Below are 21,684 nucleotides of genomic sequence, written 5' to 3'. Positions count from 1 at the left end.
CGGCGCCGGCCACCGGACGTGTCCACGTCGGGTCGGCGGGGTAGGGTGCGCGCCGATGGTTGAACAGATCGAGGTCGTGGACGACGAACCGCAGGACGCCGACGTCGCAGAGGACGAAGAGTCCGAACCGATGATCAGCGAACCCGGCAAGCTGATGCGCATCGCGGTGATGCTGCGCGAGGTGCAGGAGGAGGCACGCCGCGCCGACGCCGACGAGGCCGGCCGTGGCCGCCTGCGGCAGGTGCACGAGCGCGCCCTCAACGAGCTCTGCGGGATCCTCAGCAACGACCTGCAGGACGAGCTGTCGCAGTTCACCTTCGACTTCGACAACGAGACGCCCTCGCAGAGCGAGCTGATGATCGCCCAGGCCCAGCTGATCGGCTGGCTCGAGGGGCTGTTCCAGGGCATCCAGGCGGCGATCTTCAACCAGCAGGCCGCTGCGCGGAAGCAGCTGGAGGCCATGCGCGGCCGCGGACTTCCGGCCGGCGCCACCGCCGGCGGCGAGCAGGGCGAGACCCCGGGCCGCAGCCCGGGCAACTACCTCTAGGCCCGACATCGATCCGCCGGTTGGGTCGGCGGCGCACGGGTTCGATACCCTCTGCGGTCGTTCGCCGGTGACGCATCCGTCGCCGTACATCACGAGGAGTCAAGTACATGGGTCGCGCACGCGAGCACTGGGAGCAGCTTCGGGCTGCGTTGGAGAAGGTCGACGTGGAGACCGTCGGTGAGCTCTACGCCCCCGACGCGGTGTGGCTCGAGCCGCAGAACCCGCCCCACGAGACCAACAAGCTGATCCAGGCGTACCTGTCGTCGTGGATGCAGGCCCGCGAGAACATCGACGTCTCGACCAAGCGCATCCTCGAGTCCGAGGACGGCTCGTTCGCGGCGATCGAGTGGGCGATCTCCTACACCGCGGCCGGCCGTCGCTGGAACTCCCTGCCCCGGTCCAGCTGGATCGAGGTCACCGACCAGGGCATCGCCTACCAGCGCGACTACTACTAGGGCCCGATCCGGCCGGCCCCGCCGGCGCATCGGGCAGTGACACGCACCCCCTCGGGGGTGCGTTCGCCGTTTTCCTGTCGTTCGTCCGGGTCCGGTGAGCCGTTCGCGGTCAGGTGAGCCGTTCGCGGGGGATGGCGACGAACAGCGCGTCGGCCTCGGCGATCAGGTCGCCCTCGGCGGTGCGCAGGTCACCCACCAGGAAGACCTTCCGACCGTCCCGTCGGTCCATCCAGGCGCTGGCGACCAGATCGGTCTGGACCGGCGTCGGGGCCCGGTAGCTGATGCTGAGCCGGCCGGTGAACGCTGGGGTGGCCGTCAGCAGCAGGACGTAGCCCATGATGTCGTCCATGACGGCGGCAACCGCGCCGCCGTGCGCCCGCTTGGGTGCCCCCTCGAAGGCGGCGCCGAAGTTGACGTCGGCCACGATCCGATCGCCCTGCCGCCGTGGCTGCATGGCGATGCCCATGGGGTTGGCCCGTCCGCTGACCATGCACTCCTCGAAGTGGGCGAGTCGTTGCCCCTCCTCCGGTGTGGTCTGCCACAGCTGGGTCTTCATCTGGCGGATGGGGCGCTGACGACGGGCGCCGGCCTCGACGATGGCCGCGGTGGCGTTGGCTTCGCGGGCGATGCGTTGCAGCAGCTCGGGGTCGGTTTCGTGGGCCACCATCGCGTGGTTCAGCCGACGCATCGCCTCGGCGGCGGCGATGCGCACGGGCAGCGTGTCCGCCGCGATCGGCTCGTCGACGGTCGGGGGCGGCGGTTCCGAGGGTGGGTTCGTCACGAGAACGCAGCCTACCCCCGCCGGCTTGTCCACAGGGCTGGACGGGTTGCTCGGTCGCGATGGCGTGGGCCTGCCTACGGTGCTGACCGTGAGCACCACAGCCCTTCCCGTGGCCGTCGAGATGGCGGACCGACAGCTGGCCGACGACGTCGTCCGGTGGGTCGAGTCGACCCTCGGATGGCAGGTCGTCGCCGACTCCGCAGCCTTGCCGGCACGGCTGCGCCTGGTCGATGTGGCGTCGGTGCAGGACGGGTCCGCACACGAGGGGGCGGTGCTGATCGCGCGGTCGCTGGACGGGGCCGACGTCCGGCACGCGATCGACTCCGGCGTCCGTGACGTGGTGCGCTGGCCCGAGGAGGCCGAACGCCTGGCCGGCCTGCGACCGTCGGCGGTGGTCCGGCCGGCCGCCGAGGTGGTCGGCGTCGCGGGTGCGGCCGGCGGGGTGGGCACCAGCACCGTGGCCATCGCGGCAGCGGCGGTCTCGGCATGGTCGGGTGTGCCCACGTGGCTGGTGACCGATGCGACCGGACGGCGGCTGTGCGGCGTCGACGGCTCGGCGTTGGAGGAGGTCGAGTCGTTGCCGGGCCTGCGGATCGGTGGCGACCTGCACGACGCGGTCGGCCGGTCGGGGGTGGGGGAGCGCGTCGTGGTCGACCTGGGCGTGGACCCTCGCGGCCACGTGCTGGTGGCCCGGCCCGACGCCTCGCTCCTGGCCGCCGTGCGGGGCGGGTCGGCGAGCGTCGTCGTGACCGTCGGCACCGGCGGGCTCCACCCCCACGAGGTGGCGCGGGCCGTGGCTGGTCGACGACACGTGCCGCTGGACCACAGTGTCCGGGTTGCCCGTGCCGGGCTGCGCGGTCGACTGCCGGGGGCGCTGCCCGGCCGGCTGGTCGCCGACCTCGGCTCGGGCCTTCGCGCGGGGCTTGGATGGATCGACGCGGCGGGGGGAGGCGAGGGTCGTGGTCGCTGAACGCGAGGAGCTGCTCGGCCGGTTGCGCAGCCGGCTGGCCCAGGACGCCGACGGGACCGTTCCCCACGGGCCGGCAGAGGTCCGCGCGGCGGTTGCGCGTGCGCTGCGTGAGGAAGGCGTGGCCCTGCCCGAGGACCGGTTCGCCGACGCCGTTCGCACCCTCGCCGACCACCTGGCCGGCATGGGGCCGTTGGAGGAGCTGCTGCGCCGGCCGGGTGTGACCGACGTGATGGTGAACGGGCCCGACGAGGTCTGGATCGAGCAGCACGGCGTGCTGCAACGGACCGAGGTGACCTTCGACTCCGCCGCTGCGGTGCTCGACGCCGTGCGCCGGGCCGTCGGACCGACCGGTGCCCGCATCGACCGGACCAAGCCGTGGGTCGACGCCCGGCTGCCCGACGGCAGCCGGCTGCACGCCGTGATCGCCCCGGTCTGCGCCGACGGGCCGTTGGTCACCCTTCGCCGTTTCGACGCCCGCCTGCTGCCCTGGGCGTCGCTGGTGGCCTCCGCCGCCGTGCCCGACGAGGTCGCCGACCTGCTCCGGCAGGCGGTGGCCGAACGCGAGTGCATCGTCGTCTGCGGACGCACGGGGACCGGCAAGACCACGCTCCTGCAACGGTTGGTCACCGACGTCGGTGAGGACGAACGCGTGGTCCTCATCGAGGACGCGCCCGAGCTGCAACCCGAGACCCCGCACCTCGTCCGGCTCGAGGCCCACCCCGCATCGGCGGAGGGCACCGGAGCGGTCACCATCGCCGACCTGGTGCGGCAGGCCCTGCGGATGCGGCCCGACCGGATCGTGGTCGGCGAGGTTCGCGGGGTCGAGCTGGCCGACGTCCTGCAGGCGCTCGTGACCGGCCACGAGGGCTGCATGACCACCGTGCACGCCCGCAGCGGGGCCCAGGCACTGGTCCGGATGGAGGGCATGGCCCTGCAGGCCGGGCTTCCGGTCCAGGCCGTGCACGCCCAGCTCGGCAGCGCGCTGGACCTCGTGGTTGCGCTCGACCGCGGCCCCGGCGGCCAACGGGGCGTCGTGGAGATCGCGCGCGTGTCGATGGCCGGTGGCCGGCCGGCAGCCGAACCGATCTGGCAACGGACGTCCTGGGCCGGCGGCGGGTCGGGGTCACCGCGCGGGCCGCTGGCGGTGGACGACCGAGGTCGGAGGACTGCGTCGGAGGGGATGGCGGCATGAGGACGTTGCGGCGTTCCCGATCCCGGCCATGGCCCCTCGGCGAACCCACCTCGCCCGATGGGCAGATCTCCACCGTCGACCTGTTGCTGGTTCGGGCAGCGCTGCATGCCGGGGCCACTCCCGGGCAGGCCGTCACCGCCTTGCACGACCGGGGCGGCGTGCTGGACACGACCGCCCGTCGGATCGCCGCCGGCGAGGACCTGCCGGCCCTTGCCCTGGACCCCGCCTGCCCCGGTGGGCCCCTCGTCCGCGCCCTTGCCGTCGCCGAGGTCGCCGGTGCCGCGGCCGGCCCGGTGCTCGACGGGCTGGTCGACGGGGTCGTACGGGCCGCCGAGCTGGACCGGCTGGTCCGCACCCGCTCCGCGCAGGCCCGGCTCGTGGCGCGGATGTTGACCACGCTCCCGGTGGTCGGTGCGGTCGGCATCGCCGTGTTCGACACGGGTGCCCGCACGTTCCTGACCGGACCCGGCGGGCTGGTGCTCGTGGTGGTCGCCGGGCTGCTCGTCGTCGTGGCGTCGTGGTGGATGCGCCACCTCGTCGCGAGCGTGGGCCGGGCCGTACGCGACGTCGACCCGCTCGTGGTGGCGATGCGCCGCATCGGACGTCCCGCGCCCGGGTCGGTCGGCGTCCCGCCGACACCGGGGGAGGGGCTGCCGACCGTGGAGGCGCTGGAGCTCCTCGCCGTCTCGCTGGCCGCCGGGATGCCGCTGGTCGAGGCCATGGGCCTGGTCGCCCGACTCGGTCCCCCCGCCGTGCGCGGCCAGCTGCGCCGCGCCGCCGACGGCCTCCGCGCCGGCCTCCCACCGTTCGAGGCGTTCCCCGAGGGGCTGGCAGAAGCCGCGGACGTCATCGACATCAGCCGTCGGTGGGGTGCACCCGCCGTGGCGTCCCTCCGGCTGCTGGCCGACGACCTGGGTCGCCGCGCGGCCGCCGCCTCCGAAGCCGCTGCCGAGCAGCTCTCGGTCCGACTCGTCTTCCCCACAACCCTGCTGCTGGTCCCGGCCTTCGGGCTGCTGGTCGTCGTCCCGCTCGTGGTCTCGGCGTTCAGCGGCTTCCGGCTGGGGCCGTAGCACCGACATCGAAAGGCACAGCAATGTCCGACACCATCCACGAACCCACGGCCGACCCGTCGACCGGTATCGACCCGACGCCCGGCCCGGTTGACCAGAACACGACGCCCGACGTCGTTGGTCGCCTGGCCGACGACACGGGCGCGCAGGCCATGGAGTACGCCATGCTCGGCGGCGCGGGCGTCGCCTCGGTCAGCGTCCTGACCTGGCTGATGCGCCAGCCGTGGTTCGAAGAAGCCATCCAGGAGTTCTTCACCGGCCTGTTCGGCTCGCTCCTCGACCGCATCGGCGACCTCCTGCCGGCCTTCGGTGCCATCGTCTGACCCACGCGGCGGGCACCGGTCGACGGGAGGTCGCCTCGCGGCACCCGTCGGCCGGGCCCGTCGGTCACCCCGCCCGCGCCGCCGTCCGTCGCGGCTGGACATGCTGCGGGCCGACGACGGCAGCCAGGCCATGGAGTTCGCCATGGTCCTGCCGCTCGTCGCCGTGCTGGTGGTGGGCCTCGTCGCCGTCGGTGGCGTGGCCGTCTCGTCGCTGCGGACCCATGCGCTTGCCGTCGAGCTCGCCCGGGCCGCCAGCGTCGACCACGACCGAGTTGTCGTCGAGCGCGTCACGGACCGCCCGTGGCTGGACGTCACCGTCGACCCGCCATCGGGCGTCCGGCAACCCGGTGACCCCGTCACGGTCCGCGTCGCCACCACCCTCTCGGTCCCCATCCTCTCCGGGGTCCGCCTCCCGTTGTCGGCAACCGCGACCACGATCACCGAGGACGTTCCGTGACCGCAGCCGCACGTCCACGGGACGCGACGCAGGGTGCGGCCGCGCCGACGACCCTGCTGGTGCTCGGACTGGTGGCGTTCGCGTTGACGGTGGGGGTCGTGTCGATCGGCCGGGCTGCGGTGTCGCTCCAGCAGGGCACGGCTGCCGCTGACGCGGCCGCGCTGGCGGTGCTGACCGGGTCGACGCTGGCCGGTGGGGACGGCAGTCCTGCCCTCGAGGCGGCCGCCGACGTCACCCTCGAGAACGGGGCGACCCTGGTGGGTGTCGACCTTGCCGGTTGGCCCCACCGCGTCCTCGTCGTGGTCGCCGTCGACATCGGCCTGCCCTTGGTCGGCGGACTGGTGACCGTGGAAGCTGCAGCGGCGCTGCGCCCGCCATGAACGGACCGGTCGGCGGGGCGGGCACGACGCTACGCTGGCGCCCTCCCATGAGCGAGATGATCTCCGCCGGGCTGCTGCAGCCGGATCCGCTGCCACGGGGTGCGACGGGCGCGTCGACCACGGGCTACCTGATGGACGCCGTACGCCTGCGTCCGGCGGGTCGACGGCTGCTGTCCCTCTTCTCGGTGCTGCTGTTCGTCGCCGGGGCAGGCATCTTCGCCTATCCCTTCTTCACCGACATCTACACCACGCAGCTGGTGCAACGACCGCTGGAGGACCAGTTCGAGTCCGCCGAGCTGGTCGAGCGGTACAGCACCCGCACCATCACCACCGGTGACCCCCTGACCCGCATCGTCATGCCCGACCTGGGTGTGGACACGGTGGTCGTCGAGGGGACCTCGCCCGCCGCCCTGCGCGCCGGCGCCGGTCACTACCCGACCACCCCGTTGCCCGGCGAGGTCGGCAACGTCTCCATCGCCGGCCACCGGACGACCTACGGCAAGCCGTTCAACCGGGTCGACGAGCTGGTCGTCGGCGCGGAGGTCACGTTGGTCACGCCGCTGGAGGTCCACACCTACCGGATCGTGCCGGCACCCGCCGACGTCGCCCGACCGTGTCCGACGGGTGCCTGCTGGATCGTCGACCCGGCCCAGTGGGAGGTGGTCGGCCCGACGGAGACGGCCATGCTGACCCTCACGACCTGCCACCCCAAGGGCAGCGCGCGCGAACGCCTCATCATCAGGGCCGAGCTGGTCGAGACCGTCCCGCGGCAGTTCGGCACCGACGGGCTGCCGATCCCCGTCGACGGCCTGTCCGACGACGGAACGGACCCGGGCGGGGCGTGACCCCGTCCGACGCTACCGTGGGCGGTCGATGACCAGGGGCCCGTTGCTGCTGCGTGCATCCCTCCCGCTGGGATGGGTGCTGGCCGTGTTGTGCCTGCTGGCAACGCTCCGGCTCGGCGGGCTGCCGGCCACCGCGGTCGACAGCTTCCGGCTGGCTGCACCGGCCGCCGGGACGTCCCTGGAGGACACGTTCACCATCGAGGTGGTCGTCGACCCCTCCGACGGCGAGATCATCGAGGGGGTCGAGGCGCAGCTGGCCGGTCCCACCAACCGGGTGTTCCAGCTGAACCGGGTCGACGGTCCCGGGCTCGACGGCGAGCAGCGCTGGGCCCTGCAGGTCGACCCGCTCGGCCAGCAGCCGATGCACAACGGCCGCCACCGCTTGGTCGTGCGCCCCGTCCCCGCCGCCGGGGAACCGCCGGCGTTCCAGGGACACGAGGTCGTCCTGGCCGTCCCCTTCCAGGGCGAGCTGGTCGCCGCCCCGACCGGCGAGGACGCCACGGTCGTGGCGCTGACGTGGGATCCGGTCGACCTGCCCGATTTCCTGGCCTACCGCATCCAGCGTCGACCCGACACCGACAACGGCCTGTGGCGCACCGTCGCCCGGTTCGACGACCCGTCGGTCCGCGACACCAACGACGAGGTCGACGACCCCGGCGCCTACCTCTACCGCCTCGTGGTGGTGCGCAGCGACGGTGACGACGGCGAGGTCGTCGGCTTCTCCCCGTCACGGGGTGTGCGAGCCGACCCCGCCGACCCGGGGACGTTCGACCCGCCATCGGAGCCAGACGACCGCCCGTCAGTCGAACCAACGCCGACCTCCCAGCCCGGCGGGCCGATCGGCCGCCCCGGCAACGACGACGTCGCCCAGGATCCCGGCCCGGCCGAGACCGGAACCGCCACGGTGACACCCGAACCGAGCACACCCCGGCCGGTCACCGTTCCGGCTCCGGCGCCCGCCCCTCCCGCGCCGGCACCACCTGCCGTCGTACCCCTCGACGACGGGGTGTTCGAACCCCTGCTGCCGATCGGCCCGACCGAGACCGAGCTGGAGCTGACCGAGACCGAGACGGCGCTGCTCGATGGCAGCGTCCGCCCGGGCGGCAGCGAGGCCATCCTGACCACCGACGAGGAGGAGGGTCGACGACGTCAGCTGGTCCTGGCCAGCGCGACGGGCTTGCTGCTCGTGGTCGTCGCTGGTCACCTGCGTCGCTATCTCTCGGTGGGTTCCCGACGATGAATCGCCGCCGCGCGACGGCGGATGTCAGCTCCCCAAAAGAGTTGGCCCGTGCATGATTAGGTAGCGTGTGATGCGGACATGTTTGGCCGGAATGGCTGTGTACGAGGGACCAAGATGAACTTCGAGAGGATGGTGCGGCGCCTGTGCAGGTGATGATCAACGAGGACCGCAACGGCACACGAACCGTGCTTGCGGTCAACGGCGAGATCGACATCGCCACCGCGCCGACGCTTCGGCAACGCATCCAGGACGCCGTCGACGACGGTGTCCGGCTGGTCGCCGTGGACCTCACCGAGGTGGGGTTCATGGACTCCACGGGACTCGGTGTGCTCATCGGCGGCCTCAAGCGGCTCCGCCAGCTCGAGGGCAACCTCGTGGTGGTCAGCCCCTCCGATTCGGTCCGCAAGATCTTCGAGGTGACCGGACTCGTGGACGTTTTCGGCGTCGTCGACTCGCTGGACCAGGTGGCCGATCAGTCGTGAGTCAGTGGCTGGACCTGGTGCTTCCCCCCGACCCCGCGTTGGTCGGTGTGGCGCGCACCATGGCCGTTGCCGCCGCAACGGTCGGGCGGATGGAACCGGCCCGCGTCCATGACCTGCGCACGTGCGTGTCGGAAGGCGTGACCAACGCCGTCAAGGCGCATCGCGATGCAGGGGTGGCGGACGCCATCACCCTTCGCGTCGGGATCGAGGAGCAGAACCTGATCGTGGAGATCATGGATCATGGTCCCGGTCTCCGTCGTGAGGAAGTCGTGGTCTCCGCCGTCGAGGGCACCGAGCTCGCCGAGCTCGCCGAACGTGGCTACGGGTTGACCGTCATGGAGTCCCTGGCCGACGCCCTCGAGATCGAGCTTCCCGAGGACGCGGGCGGAACCACCGTCCGGCTGCGCTTCTCGCTGAGCGGCGTCCCGAGCAACGACGGCATCGCCGCCGGTTGAGGATCGCCGCGGTTCCCGAGCGTCCGGTCACTCCCCTGGCACTCGCCGATCGTCGTGGCAGCTAGGATCGCCGTCTCGTGGATGCTCTTCTCACCGCCACCGTCAACCTGTACGACGCCTGTGCCCAGGAGTACCTGGAGTCGTGGAAGGACCGTCGGCCTCGCGACAGCGCCCGCACCTTCGCCCGCATGGCCGGACAGGATGCGTTGGTGCTCGACGTTGCCGGTGGCCCCGGCGTCGACGTGCGCCTGCTGCGCGACGTCGGCCTGCGCGCGGCCTCCGGTGACATCTCCATGGAGTGCATGAAGGTCGCCCGGACCTTCTTCCCCAAGGGCCTGCTCGCCCGCTGGGACTACCGCGCGCTCCCCTTCGCCGACAACCAGTTCATGGGGATCTGGGCCCCCGCGGCGCTGCAGCACCTCCCGCGCCGTGCGATCCCGGCGGCGATGCGCGAGTTCCGTCGCGTGCAGGCCGGCGGCCCGATCTACCTCAGCTTCCCGGAGGGCGAGACCGATCTCGCCCTCATCGACGATCCGCCTGCCGGCATGGTCCAGGCCACCTCCATCACCGCGGAGGAGCTTCGCGCCCTGATGCTGCGCATGGGCTACGTCGACGTCGAGGTCGAGTCCCGGCCCGATCCCCGCGGGATCTCCCAGCGCTGGGTCCAGGGCATCGGCCTCGCCCCCACCGAGTAGTCGGGTCGGTCAGCCGGCGACGACGCGGAACAGGGCGAGCACGGCACCCACGAAGGCCCAGACGAGCAGGCCCTGTCGGATCACGGTCTCGGGCAGCCGACGCAGGGCCGGGGCGGCCAGGACCATGCCCACGACGTTCAGCCCACCCAGCGCCAGTCCGGCGCGCAGGTCCTCGACGTCGAAGCCGCCCGTGGCGCCGAGCGTCGCCAGCGACAGCACCGTGCCGAGGCCGAAGACGACCGCCAGGGTCGGTCGGATCTCGCTGGAGTGGCGCTGGCGATACAGCAGGGCGAGGGGAGGGCCGCCGAGGCCGACCGCGGTCCCGGAGAAGCCGCTGATCAGGCCGGCTGCCGTCTCGGTTCGCCGGGTCTCGGGGAGCGTCCATCCGCGGGCGGTCGACACGACCGCCGCCAGCAGCAGGATCGCCACGGTCGCCGCGAGGCCCCTCGTCGGCAGCAGCGCGACGGCGACGGTACCCACCAGCGTGCCCGGGACCCGCGCCATGACCAGCCGCTTGGCCGCCGGACGGTCGGCGTGATGCCGCTCGCGGAAGGCCATGAGCGCCGTCAGGGGAAGGAACGCCGTGATCGCGGCACCCGGCAGCAGGTCCGGGGCGACCACTGCGAGGGCGGGGACCAGCGTGAACGCGGCGCCGAAGCCCAGCACGGACTGCGCTGCACCACCGAGGACGGCGGCAGCGGCAACCAGCACCAGCGCACCGACATCCACGAGCCACCAGCGTGCGTGTAGGAGGCGGACCACTCCGCTGTCCAATCGGCCGTAACGGGCGGTCGTGGCGGTTAGCGTGGCCGGCGATGGCCCGCCTGCTGATCGTGCACCACTCGCCCATGGACTCCGTCCGTCGACTGACCGACGCGGTCGTCGCCGGCGTCACCCATCCAGATCTCGAGGGCGCGGTCGAGGCCGTGCGGCGTCCGGCGCTGGAGGCCACCGCCGCCGACGTGCTGGCCAGCGATGCCGTCGTCTGCGTGACGCCGGTGAACTTCGGCTACATGTCCGGGGCGCTCAAGCACTTCTTCGACTCCTCCTTCCGGGCGCTGGAGGACACGACGGCCAACCTGCCGTACGCGGCGGTCATCAAGGGCACCACCGACGCCGACGGTGCCGTGCGCGCACTCGAGGCCATCGCGACGGGAATGCGCTGGCGGCGGGTCGTCCCGCCGGTGGTGCTGGAAGGGCCCGTCGACGACGACGCGGTCGCGGCGACGATCGAGCTGGCGGCCACGGTGGCTGCGACCATCGCCTGACACGAACTGGTCTTACCAGTTGACCAGATGACCGCTGTGGGTCTAGCGTCCGGGGCATGGACGACCTGGAGCCCGTCAGGCGGAGGTCGGTGCCCGACGAGGTCGCCGACCAGCTGGTCGACCGGATCGTGTCCGGCCGCCTCGTCGCCGGCGGGCCGCTCCCGAGCGAGCGGGACCTCGCCGACACCCTGGCCGTCAGCCGACCCACCGTCCGTGCGGCCCTCCAGCGGCTCGCGCAGTCGGGGTTGGTCGAGATCCGTCAGGGTGGGGGCACTCGTGTCCGCGACTTCCGCCGGCACGCCGGCCTGGACCTCCTCCCTCGCCTGATCGTCGGGGACGGGGGACTGGACCTGCGGGTGGTCCGCGACGTCATCCGCACCCGTTCCTCCATCGGTCCGGTCCTGGCCCGTTCGGCCGCCGAGGCGGGGGAGGGACCACCGCTCGCGGAGGCGGTGCAGGCCATCGACGTCGCCCCGGACGGGGTCGCCCGCCAGCGGGCCGCCCTCGCGTTCTGGGACGCCGTGGTGGAGCGGTCCGGGTCCATCGTCTACCGGCTGATGTTCAACGGCCTGCGTGCCGCCTACGAACCCATGCTCGACGTGCTCGCCGGTGCCATGGCCGCCGAGGTCGACCGTGTCGACACCTACGCCGCCCTTGCCGCAGCCATCGAGGCCGGCGACGCCGACGCCGCCCAGGACCTGGCCGCCGACCTGCTGTCGTCGGGCCACGGCGCCATCAGCGACCTGCTCGACCGGATCGACGACCAACCCCCCCACCAGCCGACGACAGGAGCCGACGCATGACCACCCTCGAGCCGACCCGCCCCATCGCCCGTCTCCGCCGCTGGCTGCACGCCCGTCGTGTCGAGGAGGCCCGCGTCGAGGCACTCGCCAGCGCCCGCGTCGAGGCCGACGAGGACGACCTCGCCCGCCGTTCGCGGACGACCGCCACGACCCTCACCGACGCCGCCGGTCGGTTCTGGCGTCACCCCTCCCCCTGGATCATCGCCACGACCATGGTCGTGGCGAGCGTGGCGCGGGTCGTCGTCGGTGGCTACCACGTCACCGACCTCGTCGTCCCGCTGCTGATGCTCGCGTCGTTTCCGTTCGTGGAGTGGGTGATCCACGTCTTCGTCCTCCACTTCAAGCCCTTCGAGGTCGCCGGGGTCACCATCGACCCGCTGCTGGCCCGCGAGCACCGCGCCCACCACGCCGACCCACGGGACATCCCGCTGGTCTTCATCCCCCCGAAGGTCTACTGGTGGCTGCTGCCGACCCTCGTCGGGGTCAGCGTGTTCGCGTTCGACCGGCTCGGCCTCGGCCTGACCTACCTCGTCGCACTGACCGCCATCGGCATGGTCTACGAGTGGGTCCACTACCTGATCCACAGCGACTACAAGCCCGTCACCCGTCCCTACCGGGCGGTCTGGCGCAACCACCGCCTGCACCACTACAAGAACGAGAACTACTGGTTCACCGTCACGACGTCCGGCACCGCCGACCGGCTGCTGCGGACCTGCCCCGCCGCCGCCACCGTCCCCACCTCACCGACGGCCAGGAACCTCGACGCCCGCTAGCCGCGTGTCGCCGGACAGGCGCCCGGCGCGGGCCAGACAACACCCCTTCGATGCGTGTCGTCGGACAGGCGCCCGGCGCGGGTGAGGCAACACACCTTCGAGCCGTGTCGTCGCGACGGCGCCCGGCGCCGGTGAGCCGACACGCGTGGGTCAGGGGTGCAGGGCGGCCCAGGCGTCGGCGATCTGCTCCTCCAGGCCTCGCTTGGGCGACCAGCCGAGCAGCTCGCGGGCACGGGCGTAGTCGGCGACCAGCTCGGGCGGGTCGCCGGGGCGGCGGTCGTGCTCCTCGGCGGGGACCGATCGACCGGTCACCTTCTCCACGGCGGCCAGGACCTCCTTGACGGTCGTCCCGTCGCCGCTGCCGAGGTTGACGATGTGGTGGGTGCCCGGCTCGAGGGCCTCCAACGCCATCTCGTGGGCGTCGGCCAGGTCGAGGACGTGCACGTAGTCGCGAACCGCCGAGCCGTCCCTGGTGGGGAAGTCGGTGCCGAAGATCTTGAAGGTCCCGCCGGTGGCACCGCGCAGCAGGTTGGGGATCAGGTGGGTCTCGGGGTCGTGGCGCTCCCGCAGGTCCCCGTAGGCCCCGGCGACGTTGAAGTAGCGGAAGCTGATCGCGGCCAGCCCGTGCGCCCGGCTGTAGCTGGCGATGGCGTGGTCCAGCGCCAGCTTGGAGGCGCCGTAGCTGTTGACGGGCGCCGTCGGCGTCGCCTCGGTGATCGGCAGCGTCTCGGGTTCGCCGTAGGTCGCGCAGGTGGAGGAGAAGACGAACCCGCCGACCCCCGCCAGCCGCATGGCCTCCAGCAGCGCCAGCCCCTCGACGACGTTGTTCTGCCAGTACCGCTCGGGATGGGCGACGGACTCCGCGACGAGGGCCGAGGCGGCCAGGTGGACGACGACGTCGAAGGAGCTGTCCAGCACCTCACCAGCACGGCTGATCGGCAGCTCGACCAGCTCGCAGCCGTCCACGTTGTCGGCGAATCCGGTCGACAGGTTGTCCAGGACGGTCACGTCGTGCCCGGCCTCCTGCAACCGCCTGGTCACGACGCTGCCGATGTAGCCCGCGCCACCTGCCACGAGGATCTTCATTCCGTCGGGTCCTCCCCATCGTCGTCGAGTCGGAACAAGCGTCGCAGCGACGCGTCCGGATCCAAAACCGCCTCCGACCCCGTCCCCGCGACCTCGGCGGGCGGCACCGCGGGAGGCTCCGGGCTGGAGGGTTCGGGAACAGGGGGAGGAGCGGACGCGTCGCCGTGGGCGTGGCCGTGGTCGGGTTCGCTGCCGTCGAGGGTCAACGCGGCGAGCCCCGTCACCAACGGGACGGCCGCGATGAGGCCGATGGAGCCGACCAGCGTCCGCACGATCTCCTGGGCCACCAGCTCGCTGGTCAGGGTCTCGCCCAGCGGGGCGTCGCCGACGGAGAAGAGGATGAGGAGGGGCAGGGCCGCGCCGGCGTAGGCCAGGAACAGGGTGTTGACCGTCGCGGCGATGTGGTCCCGGCCGACGGCCAGCGCCTCGCCGAACACCCGCCCGGCCGACAGCGTGGGGTTCGCCCGTCGCAGCGCCGCCACCGTCGAGGCCTGGCTGACCGTCACGTCGTCCAGCACGCCGAGCGTTCCGACGATCATCCCGGCCAGCAGCAACCCCCGCAGGTCGATCGACTGGCCGGTGGAGAACCGGACCAGCTGCACGTCCTCGCTGGCCAGGCCGGTCAGCCCCGTCAGCTCCACCGCCACCACGGCCAGTCCGACGGTCAGCGCCAGCGCCAGCGCCGTCCCCACCGCGGCAGCCACGACCGGCCGGTCGAACCCGTGGCTCAGCGGCAGCGTCACCAGCATCACGGCGGTCGCGGTCACCAGCGCCAGCACCGTCGGGGACGACCCGTTGAGCACTGCGGGCACGAGGAACGCCACGATCAGCAGGGCCGACAGCACCAGCCCGACGAGCGCGCGCACCCCCTGGAACCGCCCCAGCGCCACGACGGCCAGGACGAAGACGGCCGAGAGCCCCAGCAACGGCACCCCGCGGGGCAGGTCGACGATCGCCCAGATCTCGGGGGTTCCGGTCGCGGCGACCTGCGACACCTCCACCCGACGCCCCAGGTCGAAGATCCCGGCCTCGTCCACCGTCTCGACGGTCACCTGGCGGCCGTCGTCGAGCACCACGTCGACGGTGACAGCGACGGATCCGGGCAGCAGGAAGTCGTCCTGCACCGGGGATTCCTCCACCCCCACGATCCGCCCGGCGAACCGTTCCTCGGAGGTCTGCGCGAACCCCGCCTGATCCGCTTCTGGTGGCCCACCCCAGGGGAACAGGACGAGCACGCCGACGACCGTGGCCACGGCGATGAGCCAGAACGCCGCCTGCACGATCCCTGCCCAGCGGTTGCGGCGTGGCCGGCGATGGTGCGGGACCGGGTCGTGTCGTGCGGTGGTGCGTGCCATGCCCGCAGTGTGGTGCAGACGGTGCCGGATCGGAACGACCGACGGCCCGGCCCCACGTGGGGCCGGGCCGTCGAGAGGTGGTGTTGCCTAGAGGCCGAGGAAGGCCGGGGCGAACACGAGGCTGACGATGGTCATCACCTTGATGAGGATGTTCATCGCCGGGCCGGAGGTGTCCTTGAACGGGTCACCGACGGTGTCACCGGTGACGGCCGCCTTGTGGTTCTCCGAGCCCTTGCCGCCGAAGTTGCCGGCCTCGATGTACTTCTTGGCGTTGTCCCACGCACCACCGGCGTTGGACATGAAGATCGCCAGCATGAAGCCGGTGGACAGGGCGCCGGCCAGCAGACCGCCGAGGGCCTGGACGGACACGAAGCCGACCGCGAGGGGGAGGACGATCGCCAGCGTGCCGGGGATCACCATCTCCTTCAGCGAGGCCTGGGTGGAGATCTCCACGCAACGAGCGGAGTCGGGCTTGACGCCGGGCTTGCCCTCGCGCAGGCCGGGGATCTCGGCGAACTGGCGACGGACCTCCACGATCATCGCCTGGGCAGCGCGACCGACGGACTTCATGGTCAGGGCTGCGAAGGCGAAGGTCGCCATGGAGCCCAGGAAGAGGCCGGAGATGACCTCGACGCTCACGAGGTCGATGCCCTCCAGCGTCAGGCCGACAGAGGCGGTGTAGGACCGGAACAGCGCCAGGGCGGTCAGGGCCGCCGAACCGATGGCGAAACCCTTGGCGACCGCAGCGGTGGTGTTGCCCAGCGAGTCCAGGCCGTCGGTGACCTCACGGACCTCTGGCGGCAGGTGGGCCATCTCGGCGATGCCGCCGGCGTTGTCGGAGATCGGGCCGTAGGCGTCGACGGCGACGACGGCACCGGTGGTGGCGAGCATGCCGATCGCGGCCAGCGCGGCGGCGTAGAGGCCGCCGGCCTCGGCGACGAACCCTGCGGAGGCCAGGAACTCGGGGGAGAACGCGGCCTGGCCCAGCGCGTAGGACCCGACCAGGCCGCCGACGATCAGGATGACGGAGGCGACGGTGGAGATCATGCCGTCGGCGATGCCGCCGATGATCACGGTCGCCGGGCCGGTCTGGGACTCACCGGCAAGGCGCTTGACGGGGCCGTAGTGGTCGGAGGTGTAGTACTCCGAGACGAAGCCGATGGCGTAGCCGACACCCAGGCCCAGCACGATGACCAGGCCGAGGAAGAGGCCGTTGTCGACGCCGTCGATATCGCCGAAGACGAAGGCGCCCGCCGCGAGGGAGAGCACGGCGGTGAGGAGCATCGCGACGTTGGTGCCGAAGTGCAGCTGCGCCGACAGGGACTTGCCTTCCCGACCGCGGACGAGCAGCGCGCCGATGATGGAGGCGATCATGCCGAGGGCGGCGATCAGGAGCGGGAAGAGGTAGAGGCCCTCGAGGAGGCCACCCTCGCCGATCGCGGAGATCTCACCGGAGATGGCGTCCTGGCCGACGAACCCGCCGAACAGCAGGGCGGCGAGCACGATCGGGGCCACGATGGACCCGGCGTAGGACTCGAAGAGGTCGGCGCCCATGCCGGCGACGTCACCGACGTTGTCACCGACGTTGTCGGCGATGGTTGCCGGGTTGCGGGGGTCGTCCTCGGGGATCCCGGCCTCGACCTTGCCGACCAGGTCGGCGCCGACGTCAGCGGCCTTGGTGTAGATGCCGCCGCCGATACGGGCGAACAGGGCGATGGAGGACCCACCGAGGCCGAAGGCGGCCAGGACGGAGAACGCATCGTCGACGCCAGCGATGTCGACGAAGAAGATGTAGCACAGCGACACACCGAGCAGGCCCATGCCCGCGACGGTGAAGCCCATGACCGCGCCACCCTTGAACGCCAGCGGCAGCGCCTTGGCGGCACCCTCACGCGCGGCGTTGGCCGTGCGCACGTTGGCGGCGGTGGCGATCTGCATGCCGACGACGCCGGCGATGGAGGAGAACAGCGCACCCATCAGGTAGGCGGCGGCACCGTAGGGCATGCCGTAGGGCAGCACGATCGCGATGACGACCGTCATGACGGCGACGAACACGCCGACCCACTTGTACTCCTGCTTGAGGAACGCCTGGGAGCCCTCGCGGATGGCGGCCGCAAGCTCCTTCATGACGTCGGTGCCCTCGTCGGCGGCGTTCACCACCTTCGCGAAGTAGAACGCCAGGCCGAGGCCGGCGATGGCCGCGGCGGCGGCCAGGTAGGGGATGAAGCTCATGTGTGTGCCTTCGTCGGTCGGGGCCGCCCACGCTCGCGGGTATGCGGAAAGGTGAGCGGCTCGGGGCTTGCGGGACGGAGGGAGTCCTCGTTGTCGCGGCGCATTGACGCCGTCGTCCGCCGTCGCGCTGTCGGCACGGCAGGACAACCCCCCGGGGGAGATTCGGTCGGCAGTGTACGGGACGGCCCCCGCGAGGGCGCAAACGAGCCGGTCGCGGCGGCCCGTGCGGTCAGCCCTGGAGGCCCCGCAGGGCCGGGAGGTGCATGCCGGTGGTCAGCAGCACGTCGACGTCGGCGGCCGGCATCGGCCGAGCCATGAAGAAGCCCTGTCCGTACTGCACCCCCATCTCGCGCAGCAGGTCGAACGTCTCGCGGTCCTCGATGCCCTCGGCGACCACGACGAGGTCCTTGCCCCGGGCGAGGTCGACGATGGCCCGCACGATCCGCCGGTCGTCCTCGCCGTCCAGCAACGTGTGCACGAACGAGCGGTCGACCTTGAGCTTCGTCGCGGGAAGGTCCCGGAAGTAGGAGAGGGAGGAGTGGCCGGTGCCGAAGTCGTCGATGGCGAGGCCGACGCCGAGCCGTCGCAGGGCCACCATGACGTCGTGGCTGCGCGCGGGATCCGACATCACGGCGGTCTCGGTGATCTCCAGCACGAGGCGGTCGGCCTGGAGGCCGTGCCGGACCAGGACCTCGCGGATGGTGCCGACCAGGCCCTCCCGCTCCAGGTCATGCACGCTGATGTTGACAGCCACACCGAGGAGGCTGCCCGCCCGGGCCCACCGAGCGGCCTGCGCGACCGCCGTCTCGAGCACGAGGTCGGTGAGGTCGCCGATCAGCCCGTTGGCCTCGGCCACCGCGACGAACTCGTCCGGGCGGACGGGCCCCAGCTCGGGGTCGGTCCAGCGGGCCAGCGCTTCGACCATCGTGATCTGCTCGGTGTGCAGGTTGACGACCGGCTGGTAGTGCAGGTGGATGAGACCGGCGCGGATGGCCTCGGGGAGGAGGTCGCCGATCATCGCTCGACGGGTCAGCGTCGTCTGCAGCTCGCCGGTGTACCGCTCGACGGCGCTGCTGGCCCTCGCGCGTGCCACGCTGAGCGCAAGGTCCGCCGAGCGGACCAGGTGGGGCACCCGATCCACGTCGGCGGGCCAGCAGGCGACGCCGACCGCCGTCTCCATCGCCAGCTCCCGCCCGTGCACGCTGATCGGCCTGGCCACGGCGTCCTGCAGCCGGGCGGCAAGCTGCATGGGCTCGCCCCCGATCTCGGCCACGACGAACTCGTCGCTGCTGATCCGGGCGAGCAACGCGTTGGCCGAGACGCTGTCCCGGAGGCGGTCGGCCACCTCGACCAGCACCCGGTCGCCTGCCGTGGGGCCCAACGTGTCGTTGAGCTGGCGGAAGCGCTTGAGGTCCATGACCAGCAGCGAGAGGCCCTCGGCCACGGCCCGTGGGTCGGTCTCGAGCTGGGCCAGGGACGCCTCGAACCGGCGGCGGTTCGCAAGGCCCGTGAGCACGTCATGGGAGGCGAGGTAGCGCTGGGCGTCCTCGGCGGTCTGCAGCTTGTTGCGCAACCTGCTCGTGGACACGTGCGCAGCCAGCTGGCTGGCGACCCCGGAGAGGACGGTCAGGTCGTCGGAGTCGAAGGCGGACCGGTCGGCACGGAACCCCCGGACCACGAGCACGCCGTACAGCTCCGACGCGCTGGCGATGGGCACCGCGACCTCCTCGCTGGTGACGTGACCGTTGGCGCCGTCACCCGGGTTCCACGACCGGAGCAGGCGAAGGTGCGATGGCGGTGCCGTCCAGCCGTCCTCGGTGGTGGTGTCGAGCAGCCCGTCACGGTCGATGTGGATCCACAGGTCCGGTTCGTCGCTCGGGCGCAGGACCAGCAGCTCCGCCTCGGCCGATCGCAGGGTCTGGCGGGCCTCGGTGACCACCCCGACCAGGACCTGGTCCAGCTCGGGGGCGCGCGACAGGCTGGACGCGAGGGCGTACATGCTGTGGATCCGGCGGTTCTCCTGCACCGTGCGGACGTGGGCACGATGACCCAGGAACAACACCAGGGTCGGGCCGAGCAGCAGCAGCGGCGCGGCGGGGGAGGTGTCGACCATGATCAGCGACGCGAGCACGGTGCTGCCGGCCAGCGTCGAGGACAGCAGCATCATCAGCGCCGTCCAGCGATCGATCCCGGCTCGTTGGCCGGTCGCGAACCACATGACCAGCCGAAGGGTCACGACGTCCACGGCGGTCGACGTCGACACGGCGGTCACAACCGCCAGCCAGGTGAGGGGGGCCTGCAGGTCCCCGCCGGCGCTGATCGCGACGAACACCCCCACGGACACGAGGGCCTCCAGCAGGACGAGCCCGGTGTTGAAGACCCGCTTGAGGGGGCCGGTCCGATCGAGGACGTGGCTGACCAGCAGCCCACCCAGCACCCGTGAGACGAGGAGCTCGGTGGGGGAGACGATGAAGTAGCCGGCGGTCGTGATGGCATCGGTCAACGACAGCGCGACGGAGCTCTCGCGGAACTCGTAGTAGACGGGGAACCGGTCGGCGAGCGTGAACGCCACGACGAGGCCGAGCGTGGCCACCAGGTGGGTGGGGCGAACCCCCCACAGTGTCACCGAGAGTGCGGTGCCGATCAGGCCGACCGCAACCATCGTCCAGGAGAGGATCCATGCGCGTTCGGGTCTGGCGACGGCGGTTGCGGGCATCTTTCCTGCTCATCGGTGCCGAACGTCATTCACTTGAGCTATCGAACAGGTGGACCTCGGCGTATGTGGGAACTACTATGAGTGATCAGCCGACGACAACTAGTCAAGTGAACGGGATCAGGATGACGACGAGCCACTCGGGCGCGACTGCCATCGCCATGGCGGTGCTACTGACCCTCGGGCTGCTCGTCGTGCCGGGTGCGGTCTCCACTGCCTCCGCCGACAGCCAGTACGACAGCTGGAGCTTCCCCGACGGGTATGCCGCGGACGAGGATCCCGCGTCGATGCACCGAGCGGCCAGCGGCATCAGGGCCACCCGGCTCTGGAACCGGGGCATCACGGGTCAGGGCATCGACGTTGCGCTGATCGACACGGGCGTCCGTCCGACGCCCGTCCTGTCGCGCGACGCACTCCTGGCCGGTCCGTCCTTCGCCGCGCCCGAAGCCGAGCGGCCGAGCGGCCCTCCCTACGGTCGACGTGACACCCTGCCCGAGTCCCTTCGCGACCCCGACGGGCACGGCACCCACCTCGCCGCGATCATCGCCGGCTCGTCGGGCGGGCCGGAGACGTACGGGGACAGGACCGCCTTCACCGGCATCGCACCCGACGCACGGATCGTTTCGGTCAGGGTCGGGCAGGAGGACGGCAACGCCTCGCTGGACCAGGTCGTCAGCGCCATCGAGTGGGTCATCGAGAACCGCAACACCGACGGCCGCAACATCCGGGTGCTGAACCTCTCCCTGGCAGCGGACCCCGCCGACAGCCCCACCGACGACATCCTGGCCCATGCCGTCACCCTCGCCTGGGACGCCGGGATCGTGGTCGTCGCGGCCGCGGGCAACGACGGCGGCGGACACCGCCTTGCCTCCCCGGCCTACGAGCCCCGCATCATCAGCGTCGGTGCGCTCGACCACGCCGACAGCACCAAGGCCGGTGACGCCCAGCCGGACCCCAGCTCCTCCGGGACGACCCGAGGACGGGAGCGCCCCGACATCTGGGCGCCGGGCCGCTCCATCCCGTCCGCCATCGCCCTGGGCTCTGCCGTCGCCGACAACGCCGAGGCCGTCCGCCTCGGGGACACCCTCGTCCGTGGGTCGGGAACCAGCCAGGCCACCGCGGTGGTCTCAGGCGCCGCCGCGCTGGTGCTGTCGGCCCACCCCGAGCTGACCCCCGACGAGGTCGCCGGCCTGCTGCACGCCGGCGCCGAGCCGATCGAGGTCGACGGTGAGGACGTGCCGAACGCTCGGCTGGACCTCGACGAGAGCCTCGACGACGTCGATGACGACGACGACATCCGTCGCGACACCTCCCCCATCACCCGGATCGTGGCCGGCTACAGCGCGGCGGATCCCGACACCTGGAACCTCGGGGGTGGCGAGGACGTCCACGCCGGCGACCCCGAGTACGTCGGCGCCCGTTGGGTGGGTGCCCGTTGGGTGGGTGCTCGTTGGGTGGGTGCCCGCTGGGTGGGCGCTCGCTGGGTCATGGAGGGCTGGGAGTAGCTCCCGTTGTGTGGTGGGGGCCGTCGAACACGGCGCCGTTGTCCCCAACGGACGCGT

23 protein-coding genes are annotated in these 21,684 nt (G+C 71.9%); 17 read left to right on the top strand and 6 right to left on the bottom strand.

The window, feature by feature from the left end:
* Window positions 1–55: 55 nt before the first annotated feature.
* The gene (locus tag DVS28_RS21535; RefSeq protein WP_114593301.1) at window positions 56–547 is read left to right on the top strand and encodes a proteasome activator; all 492 of its coding nucleotides are present in this window, start codon (window positions 56–58) and stop codon (window positions 545–547) included.
* Window positions 548–654: 107 nt separating this feature from the next.
* On the top strand, window positions 655–1,002 hold the full coding sequence (locus tag DVS28_RS21530) for a nuclear transport factor 2 family protein (protein ID WP_114593300.1): 348 nt from the start codon (window positions 655–657) through the stop codon (window positions 1,000–1,002).
* Window positions 1,003–1,111: 109 nt separating this feature from the next.
* Here DVS28_RS21530 and DVS28_RS21525 read toward each other — a convergent pair whose 3' ends face one another.
* The gene (locus DVS28_RS21525) at window positions 1,112–1,783 is read right to left on the bottom strand and encodes a PaaI family thioesterase (RefSeq protein WP_114593299.1); all 672 of its coding nucleotides are present in this window, start codon (window positions 1,781–1,783) and stop codon (window positions 1,112–1,114) included.
* 88 nt (window positions 1,784–1,871) lie between these two features.
* Between DVS28_RS21525 and DVS28_RS21520 the strand changes: the two genes are divergently transcribed.
* From DVS28_RS21520 to DVS28_RS21470, 11 genes are all read left to right on the top strand, one after another.
* On the top strand, window positions 1,872–2,753 hold the full coding sequence (locus DVS28_RS21520) for a hypothetical protein (protein WP_164710881.1): 882 nt from the start codon (window positions 1,872–1,874) through the stop codon (window positions 2,751–2,753).
* A complete protein-coding gene (locus DVS28_RS21515; protein ID WP_114593297.1) occupies window positions 2,743–3,945 on the top strand; it encodes a TadA family conjugal transfer-associated ATPase in 1,203 nt (400 codons plus the stop codon). Before DVS28_RS21520 ends, DVS28_RS21515 begins: the two co-directional genes overlap by 11 nt.
* Window positions 3,942–5,015 carry a type II secretion system F family protein gene (locus tag DVS28_RS21510; RefSeq protein ID WP_114593296.1) on the top strand — a complete coding sequence of 358 codons (1,074 nt, stop codon included), beginning with the start codon at window positions 3,942–3,944 and terminating at the stop codon, window positions 5,013–5,015. Before DVS28_RS21515 ends, DVS28_RS21510 begins: the two co-directional genes overlap by 4 nt.
* A gap of 23 nt (window positions 5,016–5,038) precedes the next feature.
* Window positions 5,039–5,338: a hypothetical protein gene (locus DVS28_RS21505; protein WP_114593295.1), complete on the top strand. Its 300-nt coding sequence runs from the start codon at window positions 5,039–5,041 to the stop codon at window positions 5,336–5,338.
* Window positions 5,339–5,438: 100 nt separating this feature from the next.
* Window positions 5,439–5,795 carry a hypothetical protein gene (locus tag DVS28_RS21500; RefSeq protein ID WP_114593294.1) on the top strand — a complete coding sequence of 119 codons (357 nt, stop codon included), beginning with the start codon at window positions 5,439–5,441 and terminating at the stop codon, window positions 5,793–5,795.
* Window positions 5,792–6,175 (top strand): hypothetical protein, encoded by a 384-nt coding sequence (locus DVS28_RS21495; protein ID WP_114593293.1) that lies wholly within the window; start codon window positions 5,792–5,794, stop codon window positions 6,173–6,175. The genes DVS28_RS21500 and DVS28_RS21495 overlap by 4 nt, the downstream gene beginning before the upstream one ends.
* A gap of 47 nt (window positions 6,176–6,222) precedes the next feature.
* Complete coding sequence (locus DVS28_RS21490; RefSeq protein WP_164710880.1) at window positions 6,223–7,020, top strand: sortase; 798 nt, start codon at window positions 6,223–6,225, stop codon at window positions 7,018–7,020.
* A 28-nt stretch (window positions 7,021–7,048) separates the two neighbouring features.
* Window positions 7,049–8,260 (top strand): fibronectin type III domain-containing protein, encoded by a 1,212-nt coding sequence (locus DVS28_RS21485; protein WP_164710879.1) that lies wholly within the window; start codon window positions 7,049–7,051, stop codon window positions 8,258–8,260.
* Between the two features lie 152 nt (window positions 8,261–8,412).
* Window positions 8,413–8,742 (top strand): STAS domain-containing protein, encoded by a 330-nt coding sequence (locus DVS28_RS21480; protein ID WP_108666149.1) that lies wholly within the window; start codon window positions 8,413–8,415, stop codon window positions 8,740–8,742.
* Complete coding sequence (locus tag DVS28_RS21475; protein ID WP_114593290.1) at window positions 8,739–9,197, top strand: ATP-binding protein; 459 nt, start codon at window positions 8,739–8,741, stop codon at window positions 9,195–9,197. Before DVS28_RS21480 ends, DVS28_RS21475 begins: the two co-directional genes overlap by 4 nt.
* A 77-nt stretch (window positions 9,198–9,274) precedes the next feature.
* A complete protein-coding gene (locus DVS28_RS21470; RefSeq protein ID WP_114593289.1) occupies window positions 9,275–9,892 on the top strand; it encodes a class I SAM-dependent methyltransferase in 618 nt (205 codons plus the stop codon).
* A gap of 9 nt (window positions 9,893–9,901) precedes the next feature.
* Here DVS28_RS21470 and DVS28_RS21465 read toward each other — a convergent pair whose 3' ends face one another.
* The gene (locus tag DVS28_RS21465; protein WP_216826208.1) at window positions 9,902–10,654 is read right to left on the bottom strand and encodes a sulfite exporter TauE/SafE family protein; all 753 of its coding nucleotides are present in this window, start codon (window positions 10,652–10,654) and stop codon (window positions 9,902–9,904) included.
* A gap of 53 nt (window positions 10,655–10,707) precedes the next feature.
* On the opposite strand from DVS28_RS21465, the gene DVS28_RS21460 reads away from it, so the two are divergent.
* From DVS28_RS21460 to DVS28_RS21450, 3 genes are read left to right on the top strand one after another with little or no spacing between them, the layout of a single operon-like run.
* Complete coding sequence (locus tag DVS28_RS21460) at window positions 10,708–11,160, top strand: flavodoxin family protein (RefSeq protein WP_114593287.1); 453 nt, start codon at window positions 10,708–10,710, stop codon at window positions 11,158–11,160.
* Between the two features lie 56 nt (window positions 11,161–11,216).
* Entirely contained in the window at window positions 11,217–11,963 is a 747-nt protein-coding gene (locus DVS28_RS21455; protein WP_114593286.1) for a FadR/GntR family transcriptional regulator, read from the top strand.
* Window positions 11,960–12,736, top strand: coding sequence for a sterol desaturase family protein (locus DVS28_RS21450; RefSeq protein WP_114593285.1), 777 nt, complete (start codon window positions 11,960–11,962; stop codon window positions 12,734–12,736). The genes DVS28_RS21455 and DVS28_RS21450 overlap by 4 nt, the downstream gene beginning before the upstream one ends.
* A gap of 150 nt (window positions 12,737–12,886) precedes the next feature.
* On the opposite strand, the gene galE is transcribed toward DVS28_RS21450, so the two are convergent.
* From galE to DVS28_RS21430, 4 genes are all read right to left on the bottom strand, one after another.
* Window positions 12,887–13,822 (bottom strand): UDP-glucose 4-epimerase GalE, encoded by a 936-nt coding sequence (gene galE / locus DVS28_RS21445; RefSeq protein WP_114593284.1) that lies wholly within the window; start codon window positions 13,820–13,822, stop codon window positions 12,887–12,889.
* Window positions 13,819–15,177 carry a YibE/F family protein gene (locus DVS28_RS21440; protein WP_114593283.1) on the bottom strand — a complete coding sequence of 453 codons (1,359 nt, stop codon included), beginning with the start codon at window positions 15,175–15,177 and terminating at the stop codon, window positions 13,819–13,821. Before DVS28_RS21440 ends, galE begins: the two co-directional genes overlap by 4 nt.
* Before the next feature lie 87 nt (window positions 15,178–15,264).
* On the bottom strand, window positions 15,265–17,409 hold the full coding sequence (locus DVS28_RS21435; protein ID WP_114593282.1) for a sodium-translocating pyrophosphatase: 2,145 nt from the start codon (window positions 17,407–17,409) through the stop codon (window positions 15,265–15,267).
* Window positions 17,410–17,638: 229 nt separating this feature from the next.
* A complete protein-coding gene (locus DVS28_RS21430) occupies window positions 17,639–20,125 on the bottom strand; it encodes a putative bifunctional diguanylate cyclase/phosphodiesterase (protein WP_164710877.1) in 2,487 nt (828 codons plus the stop codon).
* Between the two features lie 122 nt (window positions 20,126–20,247).
* On the opposite strand from DVS28_RS21430, the gene DVS28_RS21425 reads away from it, so the two are divergent.
* The gene (locus DVS28_RS21425) at window positions 20,248–21,627 is read left to right on the top strand and encodes a S8 family serine peptidase (protein WP_164710876.1); all 1,380 of its coding nucleotides are present in this window, start codon (window positions 20,248–20,250) and stop codon (window positions 21,625–21,627) included.
* Window positions 21,628–21,684 lie beyond the last annotated feature (57 nt).

Origin of the sequence: Euzebya pacifica, assembly GCF_003344865.1 — a bacterium.
GTDB lineage: Bacteria > Actinomycetota > Nitriliruptoria > Euzebyales > Euzebyaceae > Euzebya > Euzebya pacifica.
This window is presented reverse-complemented; position numbering and strand designations above follow the sequence as displayed.